Source organism: Flammeovirga aprica JL-4 (genome assembly GCF_012844305.1).
In the GTDB taxonomy this organism is placed as follows: Bacteria; Bacteroidota; Bacteroidia; order Cytophagales; family Flammeovirgaceae; genus Flammeovirga; species Flammeovirga aprica.
Window position 1 is genome coordinate 18046 of record NZ_JABANE010000092.1, and the last position, 18768, is coordinate 36813.

14 protein-coding genes are annotated in these 18768 nt (G+C 35.1%); 7 read left to right on the forward strand and 7 right to left on the reverse strand.

The genetic code is table 11. The annotated features are described in order from the left end of the window. Positions 1 to 8: 8 nt before the first annotated feature. The 5 genes from HHU12_RS25160 to HHU12_RS25180 all read right to left on the reverse strand — a co-directional run bounded on the left by HHU12_RS25160 (position 9) and on the right by HHU12_RS25180 (position 9497). Entirely contained in the window at positions 9 to 2348 is a 2340-nt protein-coding gene (locus HHU12_RS25160; protein WP_169659499.1) for a M1 family metallopeptidase, read from the reverse strand. A 278-nt stretch (positions 2349 to 2626) separates the two neighbouring features. Beyond that, positions 2627 to 3763: a glycerate kinase gene (locus tag HHU12_RS25165; protein ID WP_169659500.1), complete on the reverse strand. Its 1137-nt coding sequence runs from the start codon at positions 3761 to 3763 to the stop codon at positions 2627 to 2629. Between the two features lie 8 nt (positions 3764 to 3771). Next, positions 3772 to 4887 carry a DNA-processing protein DprA gene (dprA, locus tag HHU12_RS25170; RefSeq protein WP_169659501.1) on the reverse strand — a complete coding sequence of 372 codons (1116 nt, stop codon included), beginning with the start codon at positions 4885 to 4887 and terminating at the stop codon, positions 3772 to 3774. A 173-nt stretch (positions 4888 to 5060) separates the two neighbouring features. Beyond that, a complete protein-coding gene (rsmA, locus tag HHU12_RS25175) occupies positions 5061 to 5843 on the reverse strand; it encodes a 16S rRNA (adenine(1518)-N(6)/adenine(1519)-N(6))-dimethyltransferase RsmA (RefSeq protein WP_062618351.1) in 783 nt (260 codons plus the stop codon). A gap of 129 nt (positions 5844 to 5972) precedes the next feature. After that, a complete protein-coding gene (locus HHU12_RS25180; RefSeq protein WP_169659502.1) occupies positions 5973 to 9497 on the reverse strand; it encodes a VPS10 domain-containing protein in 3525 nt (1174 codons plus the stop codon). A gap of 376 nt (positions 9498 to 9873) precedes the next feature. On the opposite strand from HHU12_RS25180, the gene pdxA reads away from it, so the two are divergent. Genes pdxA through HHU12_RS25195 form a run of 3 tightly spaced genes read left to right on the forward strand, consistent with a single transcriptional unit; the run spans position 9874 to position 12151 of the window. Further along, positions 9874 to 11241, forward strand: a complete 1368-nt coding sequence (gene pdxA / locus HHU12_RS25185; RefSeq protein ID WP_169659503.1) for a 4-hydroxythreonine-4-phosphate dehydrogenase PdxA — start codon at positions 9874 to 9876, stop codon at positions 11239 to 11241. Further along, positions 11186 to 11683, forward strand: coding sequence for a DUF3299 domain-containing protein (locus HHU12_RS25190; RefSeq protein ID WP_169659504.1), 498 nt, complete (start codon positions 11186 to 11188; stop codon positions 11681 to 11683). The genes pdxA and HHU12_RS25190 overlap by 56 nt, the downstream gene beginning before the upstream one ends. 3 nt (positions 11684 to 11686) lie before the next feature. Continuing rightward, positions 11687 to 12151, forward strand: a complete 465-nt coding sequence (locus HHU12_RS25195; RefSeq protein ID WP_169659505.1) for a Fur family transcriptional regulator — start codon at positions 11687 to 11689, stop codon at positions 12149 to 12151. A gap of 21 nt (positions 12152 to 12172) precedes the next feature. Here HHU12_RS25195 and HHU12_RS25200 read toward each other — a convergent pair whose 3' ends face one another. Both HHU12_RS25200 and HHU12_RS25205 read right to left on the reverse strand, forming a co-directional pair. Further along, positions 12173 to 13291: a DegT/DnrJ/EryC1/StrS family aminotransferase gene (locus tag HHU12_RS25200; RefSeq protein ID WP_169659506.1), complete on the reverse strand. Its 1119-nt coding sequence runs from the start codon at positions 13289 to 13291 to the stop codon at positions 12173 to 12175. An 8-nt stretch (positions 13292 to 13299) separates the two neighbouring features. After that, entirely contained in the window at positions 13300 to 14580 is a 1281-nt protein-coding gene (locus tag HHU12_RS25205; protein ID WP_169659507.1) for a UDP-N-acetylmuramoyl-tripeptide--D-alanyl-D-alanine ligase, read from the reverse strand. 194 nt (positions 14581 to 14774) lie between these two features. On the opposite strand from HHU12_RS25205, the gene HHU12_RS25210 reads away from it, so the two are divergent. The 4 genes from HHU12_RS25210 to HHU12_RS25225 all read left to right on the forward strand — a co-directional run. Continuing rightward, complete coding sequence (locus HHU12_RS25210) at positions 14775 to 15707, forward strand: malate dehydrogenase (protein WP_062618345.1); 933 nt, start codon at positions 14775 to 14777, stop codon at positions 15705 to 15707. A gap of 235 nt (positions 15708 to 15942) precedes the next feature. Continuing rightward, a complete protein-coding gene (hemG, locus tag HHU12_RS25215) occupies positions 15943 to 17268 on the forward strand; it encodes a protoporphyrinogen oxidase (protein ID WP_169659508.1) in 1326 nt (441 codons plus the stop codon). Between the two features lie 177 nt (positions 17269 to 17445). Continuing rightward, positions 17446 to 18102, forward strand: a complete 657-nt coding sequence (fsa, locus tag HHU12_RS25220) for a fructose-6-phosphate aldolase (RefSeq protein ID WP_169659509.1) — start codon at positions 17446 to 17448, stop codon at positions 18100 to 18102. A gap of 234 nt (positions 18103 to 18336) precedes the next feature. After that, a partial coding sequence (locus HHU12_RS25225) for a transposase (protein ID WP_169656040.1) occupies positions 18337 to 18768 on the forward strand: 432 nt, incomplete at its 3' end.

Sequence of the window (18768 nt, forward strand, 5' to 3'; positions counted from 1 at the left end):
ATCAATAATTATTTCTTTTTCTTTGCTTTTTGCATAGGATTTAATCTTCCTGAATCATACGTTCTAGGTTGATTAGCACCTGATTTGTAAAGCTGGAATCTACTCATTTGAGTCTGACGAGGGAAGTAGTTGTTTTCCGTATCGATGTCAGCTGTTTCTCTATTAGGATCTAATACAAATTGAGTAACAGGTTTGTCACAAACAAATACTTTAGAAACTACAACGTCATCTTTTCTCCAGATCTCAGCAGGGATATATTTCTTTTCAGAAGTACCATCCTCAAACTGAAGCTCAACAATGATTGGCATAACTAAACCACCAACATTTTTGAATTTCACTTCATAAAGGAATTTATTTGAAGCAATCCAAGCTTTATCGTTCTTGTTTAAAGAAGCTTCGTACTTTTTGTATTTTTGATACTCATCATAATCAGCATCTAACTCATCATAACTGTTATAGAAGTCCTTTAATTCAGGTTTTCTATCCACTCTACGCGATAAGTTGATTTCTTCGTTATGAATTGTAGTGATATCTTTTGGTTTGTTATCACGCTCTGCCTTACGTTTCGCTTCTTCTACTTTAGGATCTTGAGAATCTAATTCTACAAAAGTTACATCTTCAATTGAGATATCAACCGCTTCAGTAGTATAGAACCAACCTCTCCAGAACCAATCTAAATCAACACCAGATGCATCTTCCATTGTTCTGTAGAAATCTGCAGGCTTTGGATGTTTGAAAGCCCATCTTTCAGCATATTCTTTGAAAGCATAATCAAATAGCTCACGGCCCATGATTGTCTCTCTCAAAATGTTCAATGCTGTAGCAGGTTTTCCATAAGCATTGTTACCAAACTGTTTGAGTGACTCAGAGTTAGTCATGATAGGAGTGATGTTGTTTTTCTCACCTTTCATGTAATTCACGATATTTTCAGCAGGACCTCTACGTGAAGGGTAATTCTCTTCCCATTCTTGTTCTGCTAAATATTGACAGAAAGTATTCAAACCTTCGTCCATCCAAGTCCATTGACGTTCATCTGAGTTGATGATCATTGGGAAGAAGTTGTGACCTACTTCGTGAATGATTACAGAGATGGCTCCATATTTAATACGTGGAGAATAAGTACCGTCTTTTTCAGGACGACCATAGTTGAAACAGATCATAGGGTATTCCATACCGTTTGAAGCTTCAACAGAAATAGCTACCGGATAAGGATAGTCGATCGTATATTTAGAATAAACTTCTAAAGTATGAGCAACAGCTTCTGTAGAATATGTACCATATAATGGGTTAGCTTCCTTAGGGTAATATGACATTGCCATTACCGTTTTACCATTAATGTCAACACCCATTGCATCCCAAATGTATTTACGAGAAGAGCCAAAAGCGAAGTCTCTTACATTATTGGCTTTGTAGTGCCAAGTCTTCGTTCCTTTTTCAACCGTTTTCTCATTTTTCTCCGCCTCTTTTTGAGAAACGATCACTACAGGCTTATCTGCATTTTTTGCCTCTTCGAAACGTTTCTTTTGCTCTTCAGTTAAAATCTCATCAGGATTTTGTAACTCACCTGTTGAAGCAACAATATGATCTGAAGGAACTGTGATCTTTACATCATAGTCACCGAAAGTTAAAGCAAACTCACCGTTACCTAAGAACTGCTTATGTTGCCATCCGTTGAAATCATCATAAACGGCCATTCTAGGGAACCATTGAGTGATGGTATAAATTGTATTACCATCTTCCGCAAAAGTTTCGTAACCACCACGGCCACCCATTAACAGACGGTCGTTGATGTTGTAATACCAATCAATTTTGAAAGTTACTTTTTCGCCCGGTTTTAAAGCTTCAGGTAAATCCAAACGCATCATTGTTTTGTTGATGGTGTATTTGATTGGATTACCATTAGCATCTGTAACTTTCTGGATTTTGTGTCCTCCATCATATTCAGGGAAACCATCAATACCCGCCAAACGGTTGATGTTGGTGCTTTTACCGATGTTGTTTTGTCTGATTTTATAAGTATCAGAATCGGTTGCTCTCATATTTTGATCTAACTGAATCCAAAGGTAAGTTAGAACATCAGGAGAGTTGTTGTAATAAGTGACAGCTTCAGAACCTGTCAATCTATGTAATTTTTCATCAATCGACGCCTCAATTACATAATCCGCTTTTTGTTGCCAGTATTCATGCCCTGGAGCACCTGAACCTGTTCTATACACGTTTGGTGTTGGTAGTTCTTCATCAAGTTGCTTGAACTTGTTGTTGTTATAGAACTCCTTTTGACCAAAAACTAATCCCGTACTTGACACTAGTACAATAAACGAGACGAATAATTTGGTAATTCTAGTCATAAGAATGGAAGTTGCTAAAAAATGAAAGTTTTAAATTAGTTAAATTAATTGCTGAGCCTAAATAATTATTGGCGTGGTTAATATGATAGAGTTACAAATTATTTAAAATAAAAAGGTAAGAAAGACGTGTAATTTCAGTGGTCTAGAGGACTAAAACCTTTATTTAGTTATAAGATTGTAGGCTGAAAACAGTTTTCTATCATATTAAAGTGCAATTTGATAAAAATTTAAAGATTAACGTCATTCAAAGTGTGAAATTCTGTTAATCTTATACATAACTAATGTGACTTATTTTTCCCTAAGTGGAATATTTTAGCAACCTGAAAAGTGGTGTGTTCCAAATTAACTTTGGTTTCCTGAATAGCTTTTTCAATGTTATCAAATCTTTGGTTGATTGAGAAAATAGAATAAAAGGGGTGGTCATCATTAAAATCTAATGTGTTGCTACCTACAAGACAAATGGTCGGGACGAAAAATTGATTGCCATATTCTGCAATTACCGAAGGAATTTTACCGTTTAAAGTTTGTTGATCCAAACGTCCTTCAGAAGTAATCACAACATCTGCTTTTTCAATTTCCTGTTTCAAGCCCATTACTTTTATCATAAACTGACTGCCTTGCATGGGTTGTGCATCTAAGTAAGCCCAAAAACCAGCGGCTGTACCTCCAGCGGCACCTCCGCCTTGCATAGAAAGTACCTCTTTACCTGTAATCTTTTCAGTAATGTGAGCAATTTGCTCTAGATGGTTATCTAATTGTTTTACCTCAATTTTAGAAGCTCCTTTTTGAGGAGCGAAAACTGCAGCAGCTCCATCGTCTCCTAGCAATACATTATCAACATCAATTGCCATAAAGAAATGTATATCCTTTATGGTTTGATGTAAAGATTCAAGATTTATACTTTTTATTTGATGAAGATTTCCTCCATTTGGAATAATTTCGTTACCGTCATTGGATATAAAATTAGCTCCTAATGCATATATAGCACCTAATCCAAAATCTGTAGAGGCACTGCCACCCAAGCCAATGATAATTTCTTTACATCCATCTTCAATCGCCTTCCTTATCACAATGCCTAGACCTTCAGTGTTAGACTCTAGTGCATTGAGCTTCCCATCTTTTAAAGTTTGCATTCCACAATTGGACGCTAAATCCAAAATAGCAGTAGCCTCATTTACTTTATAATAATACCCTTCATGAGGTAAACCAAGAGGATTCTTTGTGGAAACTATCACTTTCTCTCCATTCTTCTCTTCTCCAACAATCTTAGCAAAACCATCTCCACCATCAGCCATTGGTTTAATGACCACGTTGTCTGAAGGACGTACTTTTGACCAGGCTTTTTTTATGATTTCTCCTGTCTCTAATGCATTTATGCTATTTTTAAAAGCATTTGGTGCTATTAATATATTCAATAGAAAATCTAATTAAGTGTGTATATATTTCCAGCTTTCAATTTCACAACACCTTTTAGTTCTAGTTGTAAAAGAAGACTGGCCAATTTCGGTAATGGTATTTGTGTTTGAATTGCAATCTCTTCAATTTGTAGGGGATGATCAAAAATAATCTTAGTGATTTTCTGTTCAATTGCTGTTAAATTATTCTTTTGGAACAATGACATCTGATTGCTGCTGTTACTATCACGGCTCCAATTCATTTCTGTAAGAATATCTTCAATAGAAGAGAACAGGTGAGCCTTTTTATATTTTATGAGATTATTACAGCCTTCAGCAAGAGGATCGGTAATTAACCCAGGAACTGCAAACACATCTTTATGATAGCTGTTGGCAATATCAGCAGTGATTAACGCTCCACCTCGTTTTTTTGCTTGTACCACAATGACAACATCTGCCAAAGCGGCAATTATTCTATTACGGGCAGGGAACTTAGGGGCATCGGGCAGGGAAAGCATACTGTTTTCGGAAATTAAACCACTTTTATTGTCAGCGAGCATTTCGTTGACCGTCTTTTGGTGTACTCTTGGGTAAACACTTTTAAGTCCATTGGCCATCACACCAATAGTTCCCATTTTATATTCAAGTGATGCTCTGTGTGCATGAATGTCGATGCCATAAGCTAGACCGCTGATAATATTCACTCCAGGAATTTCAGATAGTTTCTCAACGATTCTCTTAGTTACATAATGACCATAGTTTGTTGCTGCTCTTGAGCCCACAATCGCTATATTTTTACTGGCATTAAGTCCTACAGCTTTTCCTTTTACATAGATAAGATAGGGAGCGTCTTTTTGCATTTTCAGACGTTTTGGGAATTCTTTATCCATGTAGGTAAGAACACGAGTATTATTCACCTCAGCTAATTTTAATTCTTTTTCAGCATTATCAAGTTTGTTTTTGGCATTGAGAATAGATTTAGTGAGAAATTCACCAATGTTGGGTATTGAGATTAATTCTTTGTAAGAACTGTTGTAAACGTTTTCGGCACTTTCAAGGTGGCTGATCAATTGCTTGCAGGTAGCTCCTCCAATTCCGTTTATATCATTAAGCCATAGTTCATATATTTTTTGAGTATCTGTCATTGTTCTTCTTATGAATCATGTAAGTATTGGTGCTCAAAAAATTGTCTATTTTCTTCTTTTCAAGCACTTTATTTGAAATAGTTTTTATTTGTAAAAAGTAATACAATTTAATGAATTTATACTAAAGAACAACAAAAAAGCCATTAACCTGATGTAGATTAATGGCTTCTAATTTATTTTCTTGATTCTTCAATTCGAACCGTAAGATCAATAAAATCTTCCACAGAAAGTTCTTCTGCACGTTTTTTGAAAATGGGGTCTTCTAACAATTCAGCAGGAAGGCCATAAGGTTTCATGGCATTACGCAACGTTTTACGTCTTGTACTGAAGGCTTGTTTTACCACCTTAAAAAACGTTTCTTCTTTACAAGGCAATGACTTTCTATCATTTCTTTTAAGTCTGATTACAGCAGAATCTACTTTTGGAGGTGGAATAAATACTCCTGGAGGTACAGTGAAAAGGTATTCAACATCATAAAATGCCTGAACAAGAATAGTAAGAATACCGGCAGTACGGCCACCTTTTTTCGTAGCTATTCTTTCTGCTACTTCTTTTTGAATCATGCCTACACACTCCGTAATCTGATCCTTATTTTCAAGAATCTTAAAGTAGATCTGTGTAGAGATGTTATAAGGGAAGTTGCCAATCAGCCCAACAGGATGAGGAGCAATATTTCCAAAGTCAAGTTTTAAGAAATCTCCTTCTATAATCTGATCTTTAGGTAAACCTACTTCATTGGCAAGATACACTACAGATTCAGTATCAATTTCTATCACAGTGGTTTTATACTCTTCCTTTTTCATAAGACGAGTCGTTAAAACTCCTGTACCGGGGCCGATTTCATAAATTTCTTTGTAGCCTCCAAAAGCAGTCATTGCGTTTACAATGTCATCAGCGATTTGCAGGTCATTCAAAAAATGTTGTCCTAAATGTTTTTTAGGTTTGACTTTAGACATAAGAATGATTTATGTATTGAAAGAAGAAAGTGCTAGCATTTCAACTAGCACTTAAATATTTTCCGCAAAAAACGGATATTAAAATATACAAAACAAATTCAATAAAGCCCTATTTCTATCTTTTAAGATCTATTGTAGGATCAATTTGAAAGATTGCTTCATTTCTCCATCAGAAAGAACAAGAATGTAAACTCCTTTTTTATCTGTTTGAAGTTGAATAGGAATTTTATTTTTGCCTGTTACTGTTTTTAAAGAAGCACTTTGAATTACTTTTCCATTTAAATCAACCAATTGATAGGAGAGGCTCTCATTTTGAAGAGCATTAAATTCTATTGTCGCTCTGTGATCATCGATTACTGTAGGGTACACTTTTATTGAGTTGAATAAGGCTTCATTAAGACTCTTTGTTACAGGCTCTTCTTCTATACTTTGGATATTGAGGTAAGTAATCGCCCAACCCCAATTTGGATTAACTTCATCTGATGATAATTTAAAACGTATTAGAATAGTATCTCCTGCGTTATAAAAATCTTGTAGATCTATTTGATGTCTTACGTCTAAGGTCTCAGCTCCATTGGACCCAAGATCGGCGTACTGTTTCCAGTTGCTGTTAAAACTAGCATCATAAGAGCCTGAAATATTCACCCATTCCTCATTACCCTTTTTAGCTTCTATACTCACAAAGTCATCATCAGTAGAAACTAAAGCTACATCTTTGTAAAAGAAATTCGAGTTGTCTTCTTTTATAATAATTGGAGTTTTCAAGTAAGAATAACTGTCGCTGTTTACCGCATAAGGGTGATTACTATGCAATGCAGCGAAAGCAAAATTGACAACAGAAGTGTTAAAGGTAATGCCATCAGAAATGAAGTCTGAAGCTGTATTGAAATTAGTGAAGTCGTTGTAATAAGAATCGCTTGGAGCATTGTATTCAACACCGTCAATAGTTGTGAACTTCCCTTTATAAACGCGGTTATTTTTATAGCTAATGAAATGTACTTCATTCTCAATTAAATCAGCATTAGAAACTGAAATAATATGTTCTCCAGCACTGAAGGAAGTATTAAAAGCAGTTACTCGTTCTTTTGATTTATTATACATTACAATTGAATCAGCATCTGTAGCTATGTTGATATTGATGTCCACTCCAGAAAGAGTAGAAATATAACTGATTACTTCTGGCTGTGGGTTTTCTGGAATGTCAATTGACCAAATACCTCTACCATGCGTTCCTAAGTACACTTGATTATCACTGTATTTCATATCCCAGATACAAACATTTGGAATATCACCTTCTAATGGATGCCATGATTCACCGCCATCTAAAGATTCAAAAACGCCGATCTCAGTGCCTGCCCATAAATAGTTGTCATTGTAAGGGAAGACCAAAAGATCATAGACAGCCACATTAGGGAATCCTGTAGTGGAGGAGTCGTTCTGATTGAAACCACTAATATCTTCCCAGTTTTCACCAAAGTCGGTTGTTTTTAGAATCTTAGGAGCATTAGGGAATGAAAATAAAACATAAGCATTTTCCTCATAAATAGGATCAGGGACAAGTCCTGAAATTGGGCCGTCAATTGAAAGGTTACCTGCATTGTTACTTGTAGCGTTAAAAGTAATGCCATCATCTTTTGATAGGTATAAAGCATCACTGAAATCATGACCAGCCCAAACAATGTCTGTATTTGCTTCAGACACTTCAATGTCCATAAAGGTATCAATGTTCCAATTGATGGAGTTAATGGCAGATAAAGACCAGTTAGAACCGAAGTCGGCAGACCTCCATACGCCTTGTTGACCAACAGCGTAAACAACATCTGGATTCTGCTTTGAATTTGCTAATTTGGTAATAAAAGGGGCATTTTCATTGTCGTCCCTCAAACCGCTTGTACTTCTAAAAAAGGAGTTTCCTCCATCATTACTTCTGTATATATTATTATTGTAGATAGTTCCAAGAATTTTATTTCCATCTTCACTGTGCCATACTGCATCAAAACCATCACCACCAATAAACATTTTATAATTGGAATCTTTAGTAGGGTTTTCAAAGGAAATCCATGTGCCATTGTCTTGAGATCCTCCTATGTATTGGTTCTCTCCAGTTTTCTTGTCAATGCCATAAAATTGTGTAGTGTTATAGCCATATCCTGCAAAGGTCCAATCACCATCTTCTTCACCTGGGTTAGTCCCTTCATTAGAGTAATAAACACCACCGTCATTGGTATTGATAATGTAAAATTGATCAGGCGTTGTTTTTACCGAGACGAAAGAGTGATGGTCGGGATGAAGGCCTTCTACCACTGTATTGCCAGTAATGAAAAGAGAAGGGTTGATAGGGTTTCTTACATTATTAGCATTATAGGCATCAGAAACTCTTTGAAACTCAATTCCGTTTTGATCATTAATGATATTGATTTTCCAAATGTCGACCCCTCCAACATAAAAAGAATTTTCATCATAGGGGTGAGCCATAATCGCATTATCATACCAGCCTTGACCGCCTAAATAAGCCTCATTGACATCTGCTTGTAAAAGGGTCCATGTAGCACCCGCATCTCTTGATAAATACAAGTTGCCATCTTCACTAGCATCACCTTTTCCAGCAAAAGAGGCATAGATGTAATCCGTATTAACTGGAGAGACGGCAATTTCTATTCTTTGATCACCCCCAACATTGAAATTATAGCCAGATAAAGCGGTCCAAGACGCACCCATATCAACAGACTTTAAGATGCCTACATTTTTAACAGCAGCGTATTGAATATTAAAATCGTCTGGACTTGCAACTACTTGCAAGATGGCGAAACCAAAATCACGTCTTCTTTCTTCATAAGTTTTCCTCCAAGATTGTCCGCCATCTTTGCTGACGAAAATAGAAGATTTATAACCACTTCCAGGGTTAGCTGAGGTACAGACCGTTAAATTATCAGGGTTGGCAGGGTCAATAATCAAGCGGTTCACAATCTGAAAATCTTCATTGTCTAAAGTGTTTTCTAAACTAAACCAAGAATTGCCTCCATCTGTTGATTTAAAAATACCGTCACCTTTCACTCCATCAATATTTCCATAACCTTCTCCAGTACACGCGTACCAAATGTTAGGATTACTTTCTGATTGACTAATATGTGAAACAGAAAGGGTAGGAAGGTTATCCGTTAAAGGAGTCCAGTTTTGTCCTTTGTCTGTAGTTTTCCAGATACCGCCAGAAACAGAACCAGCAATCCATGTATTATTAGAAGCGTCATTTTTATCCACTACAATTGCCCTTGTCCTTCCGGGAGCGTTATTAGGGCCTCTCTCAATCCACTTCTCATTCGACACCGTTTCAGTGGTCCTTCTATTACTTTTGAAATAAGCGTTCGCTTTTAAAGTTTCTTTAAGTTTATATCCTTTCTCATACTGATTTATGTTATTCCCTTTTCTGACTTTGAGCGAATTCATCAGCTCAATGAATTTATCCGGTTTATCAGATTTGGTATAGCCTTCAGCATTCTTTTTGATTCTTTTGCTTTGATACCTTTCCAGTTGAATGTCTTTAGACAGGTGGATCGGACTATTCTCAGAAGTGTTATTTGTCTGATGCGAATAATAAAAAACTCCTGCCGTTGTGATGAAGATTAATATTGAAAATAAGCTTTTTTGATTGATCATTGATCTTGGTGATTATAAGTAATGCTTCTGTTAGATGATTTTCAAAAGAAAATGAAAAAGTGATCTATCGCCCTTTATCATTTTACAGAAAATGTTTTCTCTGTAATAAGAGAACATCAAATAAATGTAAAGGTTGTAAAAAAAATATATTAATAAAGTTTTGATCTTAATTTTTACAAATATTAAGAATATCTAAATTGTTGTATATTCGATAGGGCAGATAGAAGCATATATCCTAAGTAAAGTGTCGTTTTTATCATTAATTTACTCGAATAATACAATAAAAAAGCATGAAAAGTATTACTTTTGAAAGAAGACTATTATTAGGAACATTTAGTTGTGGAAACGAAGACTTAAATTGAAGTCTATCTAAGTTATGAGAGAGAATAAAAATCAAAAAAATAATAGAAGATCTGACAAGCCTCGTATTGGTATTACTATCGGTGATTACAATGGAATCGGACCGGAGGTTATCGTAAAGGTTTTACAAGATAAACGTATAACAAATATTTGTACCCCAGTTGTGTATGGTTCTGGAAGAATCCTGACGAAATACAAAAGAATATTGGGAATTGAAGATTTTACTTATCATCAGTTCAATAACAACAGTTATCTGCATGATCAAAAGATCAATGTAGTTAATTGCTGGTCTGATGTGCAGGAGTTAGAGCCTGGTAAAGTAAGTGAATCGGCAGGGAAATGTGCTTATCTATCGATCGATAAAGCATCAGAAGATCTTAAGTCAGAAGTAATTGATGCGGTAGTTACAGCTCCAATCAACAAAGAGAATATTCAAAGTGAGGACTTCAATTATGCAGGTCACACAGAATACTATCAAGAAAACTTCGCTACAAAAGGGGATACATTAATGACGCTTTGTGATGGTGATTTGAGAGTTGGTGTTGTTACAGGACATATTCCTTTGAAAGATGTTGCAGCAAGCATTACAAAAGAAAGACTGTCTTCTAAATTAAATGTGTTCCTTGAGTCATTGAAGAACGATTTCGGAATTGCTAAACCGAAGATTGCAGTGATGGGATTGAATCCGCATGCTGGTGAAAATGGTCTTTTAGGTGATGAAGAAATCAATATTATCGGTCCTGTAGTGAAGGAATTCAAAAAGAGAGGAAATCTTGTTTTTGGTCCATTCCCGTCTGATGGTTTCTTTGGAACCTTGTCTTTCAAAAACTATGATGGTGTACTTTGTATGTATCACGATCAAGGCTTGATTCCTTTTAAATTACATGCTTTTGAAAATGGTGTGAATTACACTGCGGGATTAAGTATTGTTAGGACATCTCCAGATCATGGAACTGCGTATAATATTGCAGGTAAAGGTATTGCTGATGAAAAATCATTCAGAGCGGCACTTATGCAGGCAGTAGATATTGTAAAAGTAAGATCTAATGTTGTAACCAATCAAATCAGACCAAATGCTAAACAAATGCTTCAAGATCGTAAAGATCAGATGAAGGTTCAAAAAGCGTTAGAAGTATCAACTGAAGGTGCTGAAGAGTTTGATTTGAGTGAGTTGGAAGCTGGTGAACGCAAAGAGGAGCAAGTAACTCGTCAGCAGAAAATGCTTGAAAATAAAAATAAGGGAGGTAATCAAAAACAAGATCGCCGACCTAATAATCAAAATAAAGAGCATTGGAAGCCAAGAAAGAATTTTAAAGGAGGAAACAGAAATGCGGGAGATCAACAACAACAAAAACCAATTAAACAAGATAAAGAGGTTAAGTAGTAAAGTAATTTTTATTCCTTTATTGATTTCTGTATTCATTTTAGCAGGGTTTGCAGGGCCAAACCCTAATTATGAATTATGGAAAAAACTCTTGAATGTAGATTGGGAATATAAATACAGTGAGGAGTTTGAGATGGATGTGCCACTACCTATTTTCCCAAACAATGTAAAGAAAATGGATGGGCAAGAAGTGACAATCAGAGGTTTTGTGCTGCCGGTTGAAACAACAGACGGTTCAATTATGATTTCATACTATCCGTTTTCAAGTTGTTTTTTCTGTGGAGGTGCTGGTCCTGAATCCGTTATTGCTGTATTTTTGAAAAACGAAAGAGAAATAGACGAAGAAGAAGCGACTTTCAAAGGTGTTCTTCATTTAAATGATGAAGAAACAGGACTTATTTATGAATTAAAAGACGCTGTTGAAGCAAATTCAAATTACTAAGCTATGGAAGAGATAAAAGCATTATTTATAAAATACCTTGAGGAAAAGAAGTTAAGGAAAACTCCTGAGCGTTTTGCCATCATGGAAGAGATATATGGTAGAGGAGGACATTTCGATGTTGAATCACTGTATATCAATATGAAAAATAAAAATTACAGAGTAAGTAGAGCGACTGTTTACAATACATTAGATTTACTTTTAGACTGTAACCTTATCACAAAGCATCAGTTTGGGAAAAACTTAGCACTTTATGAAAAGGCTCACGGTTTTAAACAGCACGATCACCTGATCTGTAAGGAGTGTAATAAGATCTTAGAGTTTTGTGATCCACGTATTCAGAAAATCCAGCAGATGGTAGAAGAGATTTATGATTTTGAAATTGAAAGTCATTCATTGAATTTCTACGGAAGCTGTAGAAAAGAAGACTGCGAAGGTAAACAAAAGAAAGAAGAAGTTACTGAAGAGTAATTCAAATAAAAATGACCTGTTTTAAAAGAGCAGGTCATTTTTTTTATAAAAGGTGTTGACTTGATTCGCTATATAAACGATATCTTTATATGCTAAGCCAATAAATAGGGGAAGGCTTAGTAATATTTTGGAAAGCTTTTCTGTTACAGGAAAATCACCCTCTTTATACCCTAAAATAGTACAGGCTTTCTGCAGATGAGGTGGAATAGGGTAATGAATTTGTGTGTCAATTCCTTTTGAACTTAAAAAATCCTGAAGCTGATCTCTCTGTTGGCATTCAATGGTAAAAAGGTGGTATACAGAAATTGAGTTATCAGTGATACTTTGCTTTTTAATACGATCATCAAGCAATTGATGGTAATGTGATGCAATAGTTCTTCGCTCATTATTCCAATCCTTCAAGAATTTAAGTTTTATGTTCAAAATTCCAGCTTGAATTTCATCTAGTCTAGAGTTGCAACCACTTACATCCGAAAAATATTTTTTAGCACTTCCATAATTCCTTAACTTTTTAAGATCTTCATAAAGTGTCTTGGAATTTATGGTTATTGCTCCTCCATCCCCAAAGCAACCTAAATTTTTAGCAGGGTAGAAGCTAGTAGCGTTTAAGATTCCGAAACTACCTGTTTTTCTCCCTTTATAAGAAGCTCCATGTGCTTGTGCGTTATCTTCAATCACATGAAGGTTATTCTTTAGAGCAATTGATTCAATACGTTCCATATCACAAGGATTCCCATAAAGATGAACAACAATAATTGCTTTTGTCTTAGCAGTTATATAGTTCTCAATCTGAAGATAATCAATTGTATATGTATTTGGATTAACATCTACCAAAATGGGTTTTGCACCCACTTCCATTATTGCCAAAATTGTAGCAATAAACGTATGTGCGGGGGCAATCACTTCGTCTCCTTCCTTTATTCCCAAAGCAATTAGAGAAAGTTTTAAAGCATCCAAACCATTTCCAACACCTACACAATAGGAGGTGTTGGAAAAAGCAGCATATTCCTTTTCAAATTGCTCAAGCTTATCACCTAAGATAAAATGATTAGAAGCTACGGTATGTAAAATATCAGCTTCAACCTCTTTTTTGATAATGGCATTTTGATTCTCTAATGAGACAAAAGGGATTTTCTTCATCTTAGTGTTTATAAGATCTCTTTAATAACCTCAAGACCCATACTTCTTGAACCTTTAATAAGAATGAGGTGGTTATTGATACTTTCGTTTTTGATTACTTCTAAAGCTTCCTCTTTTGTTTTAAAGAATTTTGCTTGATCATTTTGATGTTCGAAGAAACGCTCACCAATAAATATATTTATATCAAAATTAAGCTTTAATGCTTGATCAACGATATTTTGATGCTCTTCTTTACTGATTTCACCTAATTCAAACATGTCACCCAAAACGAATGCTTTAGGAATTGAACTTTCGATCTTATCTAAATTCTCTAAAGCAACTTCAACCGATGATGGGTTAGCATTATATGCATCTAATATTAATGTATTTTTTTCTGTTTTTAGAATTTCAGATCTGTTGTTGGTAGGCTTATAAGATGAAATGGCTTTGTTCATATTTTCAACCGTAACGCCTAATTTTTTACCGACACAAAAAGCTGTAAGTATATTTTCAAAGTTATAAGCACCAAAAAGCTGTGTTTCAATTCTATTTTCTTGTCTGTCTTGATAAACAATAAAAGGGTTTACCTCTATAAATTCAAGATTAGCATAATCATATTCCTGTCCATAATATACGGGTGATTTCATACGCTTTGACATATTATATAAAATAGGATCTTTAGAGTTGATATAGATCAATCCTTCATTTTTGATCAAATAATCAAATACCTCACTCTTGGCTCTAACATTCTGCTCAAAACTTCCAAACCCTTCAATATGATCTTTTCCAATATTGGTAACAAACCCTTGATTTGGAAAAGCAATCGTACATAATTCAGCCACTTCACCCACATGATTATCTCCCATTTCAATTAATGCCACTTCTGTATTCAAAGGCATTGAAAGTAGGGTAAGAGGTACACCAATATGATTGTTGAAATTGCCTTTTGTGGCATGTGTCTTAAAAGTAGTAGAACATATCTTAAGCAAAATCTCTTTTGTAGTTGTTTTTCCATTCGAACCTGTAACGGCTATAACCGGAATGTCGAACTGCTGTCTGTGATATTTTGCCAGCTCCTGTAAAGTGGTTAAAACATCATCAACTACAATATATTGGTCAGAAATAGCCACTTCTTTATCATCAACAATAGAAAATGCAGCCCCTTTTTCAAGTGCAGATTTTGCATATTTATTGCCATCAAAATTACCGCCCTTCAATGCAAAAAAAAGTGACCCTTCAGGTACGTTTCTAGAGTCCGTTGTTATTGTACTGTGTTCTAGGTATATAGTATATAGTTTTTCAATATTCATATCAAAGATGGATTTTTTTTATGCAATCTGTTAAGATATTTTCTATTATGCAATTATCTCGAAATTTAGAAAGTGACAAAAGTCATGTTTATGAATTTCTATAATCACTCAAAAAAGTTACAAAAATATCGCAAATTGCGAGAGTAAAACATTTACAAATAAACTTATAATTAATTTTTTAAATCTCGCATAAAATGAAAGTAACTGTAGTTGGAGCTGGTGCAGTAGGTGCAAGCTGTGCTGAGTATATCGCTATCAAAGATTTTGCAGACGAAATCGTAGTAGTTGATATCAAAGAAGGATTTGCAGAAGGTAAAGCAATGGACTTAATGCAAACTGCATCTTTAAATGGGTTTGATTCTACAATCACTGGTGTAACGAATGATTATGCTGCAACTGCAGGTTCTGATGTAGCGGTAATCACTTCTGGTATTCCAAGAAAGCCAGGTATGACTCGTGAAGAGTTAATCACTACAAACGCTAACATTGTAGAAACTGTAGCGAAGAATTTAATCGCAAATTCTCCAGACGTAATTATCATCGTAGTATCTAATCCAATGGATACAATGACTTACTTAGCTGCTAAAGCTACTGGTCTTCCTAAAAACCGTATCATCGGTATGGGTGGTGCATTGGATAGTGCTCGTTTCAAATATCGTTTAGCTGAAGCTTTAGGTTGTCCTCAATCTGACGTTTCTGGTATGGTAATCGGTGGTCACTCTGACGTAGGAATGGTTCCACTAATCGAGAAAGCTACTCGTAATTCAGTTCCTGTATCTGAATTCTTAACTGAAGAGCAAAAATCATCAATCGTTGAAGCTACTAAAGTAGGTGGTGCTACACTTACTAAATTATTAGGTACTTCAGCTTGGTATGCTCCAGGTGCAGCAGTTTCTGAATTAGTTAAAGCAATCGCTTTAGACTCTAAGAAAATGTTCCCTTGTTCAGCATTATTAGAAGGTGAGTATGGTTTAAATGATCTTTGTATCGGTGTACCTGTAGTATTGGGTAAAAACGGTATCGAGAAAATCGTTGAAATCGAGCTTTCTGAAGACGAAAAAGCAAAATTACATACTTCAGCTGAAGGTGTTAAGAAAACTAACGGCTTATTAGACGTTAAAGCTTAGTCAGTAGAACGGAATTTATAGGAAATGTCCACCGCTATTTATTTAGTGGTGGACATTTTTTGTTAAGAAGTTTTTGTATTTCAACCGATAGAATTCGTATTGGATTTATTAGATTTGTATTTGGCTGTTACAATAATAATAGAGTAGCAGCTAATGTTTCTTCTAATTTTTATCCCCAAACAAACTTTAGCTGAAACAAACTTATTAGATTACTAAAAGAATTTTTCCCTAAAATATGAGAATCGGTGTTATAGGAGGAGGAATATCAGGGCTTACCGCTGCCTATTATTTACAGAAAAAAGGCCATACCTGCGTTGTTTTAGAAGCAAGTGACAGGACGGGAGGTTGTATTCAGACTGAAAAAATAGATGGACGCCTCTTAGAAAATGGACCCAACTCCTTGCTCTTTAGCGATGATCATCTCTCTTTGATAAAAGAATTAGGCCTTGAAGATCAATTACAAGAAGCCGCTGACGTCAATAAGGATCGTTTTATCTTAAGAAATGGAAAGTACAATGTGCTGCCATCAGGTCCTTTGAATTTCTTCAGTAATAAATTCTTTGGTTGGAATACAAAATTGAAAATCATCACTGAATATTTCAGAAAAAATAAGGCAAAATCTGACAATGAGTCTTTGTATGATTTTTTTGAAAGACGATTCAATAATGAGGTGTGTGATTACGCTGTAGATCCTTTTGTAAGAGGTATTTACGCAGGAGATCCTAAACAACTGAAGATTAAGGCTTCATTTCCTTCCATTTATAATGCTGAAAAGAATCATGGTTCTATCATTAAAGGAATGATTCAGCTAAGAAAAGAGAATAAAGCCAATGGAGTAGCGGTAAAAAGAAAAACAGCATACAGCTTCAAGGATGGGATACAGACACTGACCAATGCTTTAGCAAATAAAGTAGACGTTAGTTATAATTCTGAAGTTGAAAGCTTGACTATAGTCGATGATATTTTCTCTGTAAAAACATACAATGATGAGTTCTTATTTGATAAAGTTATCATTTGTACACCTCCAGAAGCGACTTCTAAGATTGTTCAATTCCTTTCTCCTAAAACAGCAGAAAAATTAGAAAAGGTTTTCTGCCCACCTATGTGTGTGGTGCATTCTGTCTTCTCTAAAGAAGCTTCTCAAAACACACCTGTAGGATTTGGAGGTTTGAACCCATCGGTAGAGAAAACCTTTACAGCAGGCTCTATTTGGTCATCTTGTATTTTTCCAAACAGAACTTCAAATGATGAAGTGCTAGTGACATCTTTTGTTGGGGGAGCACACACACCTGAAAATGCGAAACTCGAAGAAGGTAATATCAAAAACAGTGTTGGAAATGAACTGCAATCTACATTAGGTTTTACAGATCAGCCAGTCTACCAAAAAACGCATAAATGGAGAAAAGCGATTCCTCAGTATGATCAGAATATTTTAAATCTTTGGGAAACTATGGAAAAAGAGCCGATTCCAAATTTATATTATTCTGTGAATTGGAAAGATGGTATTGCTGTACCGGATTGTATTGAAAAAAGTAAAAAATTGGTAGAAGATCAATTTTAATAGATAAATAAGTTAAGGAATTGGATTTCAGTATGCATTCTTAGTTTTCCATTATTGCAATTCCTTACATAAATAATAATATAACATTCAAACTATCAAAAATCTCCATCAGTTTCACCAAAAAACATTGAGATTTATGTATGTTTGCTACATATAAATTTTTAGACAAAAATACTTATGAAATTTTTTATAGACACCGCAAACCTTGAAGAAATCAAAGAAGCGTACTCAATGGGCGTTCTTGATGGTGTAACAACTAACCCATCGCTAATGGCAAAAGTTGGTGTGAAAGGAACAGAAGCTGTAAATGCTCACTACAAAGCAATCTGTGAGATTGTTGACGGTGACGTAAGTGCTGAGGTACTTTCAACAACTTATGAGGAGATGATCAAGGAAGGAGAAGTTTTAGCGGCAATTGACCCTAAAATTGTAGTGAAGGTTCCAATGATTGAAGACGGTTTGAAAGCTATTAAATATTTTTCAAGCAAAGGTATTGATACAAACTGTACTTTAATTTTCTCAGCAGGTCAAGCATTATTGGCTGCTAAAGCAGGTGCAACTTACGTTTCTCCATTTATTGGTAGATTGGATGACGTTTCTACTGACGGTTTACAATTGGTAGAAGACATCGTAACTATTTTTGAAAACTATGGTTTCGGTACGCAAGTATTAGCCGCTTCAGTAAGACACCCTATGCACATCTTGGATTGTGCTAAACTTGGTGCAGACGTAGCTACTTGTCCATTGAACGCAATCAAAGCATTATTAAACCACCCTCTTACAGACAAAGGTTTAGCTCAATTTGTTGCGGATGCTAAGAAAATGGAAGAATAAGAAACTTTTCTTTATTGAATAAGTTACTATTACCCTACAGGGGTGATAACTCATATATGGGGACATTGTTATTGTGCAATGTCCCTACATTTGTACAATGCCTTTTGTGGAAAATGGCGTATTAAATTTATTTTTAGGTATCTAAACTTAGATCGCCCTAAATAGTAAAACGTACTTCTGTTACGGTTAACTGATTTACATTAGTGTAAAAGTAACCAAACAACCAGATGTATTATGATCAATTTTGAAGGTTTTGACGATAGAACATTTTATTCAACATTTCAAAAAGAAGAAGATTGTCTTGAATATTTATCGACACTAAAGTGGAGTGATCATTACAAATGTAGGAAATGTGAACATACAAAATATATGAAAGGTAAAAAGTTGCATTCTAGACGTTGTCAAAAGTGTAAATATGATGAGTCTGTTACAGCTCATACCCTATTTCATAAGCTGAAATTTTCAATTCTAACTGCTTTTGAATTCATATTTAAAGTTAGTTGTGATAAGAAAGGCATGTCCACTTTAACTTTAAGTGAGAAACTGTCCTTGAGTTATCAAAGCTGTTTAAATTTCAGACGTAAAGTACAATATTCTATGCAAAGTAGTTTACAGCATCCTTTGAAGGGGTATGTTGAAGTAGATGAGTTTGCTGTAGGTGGGTAT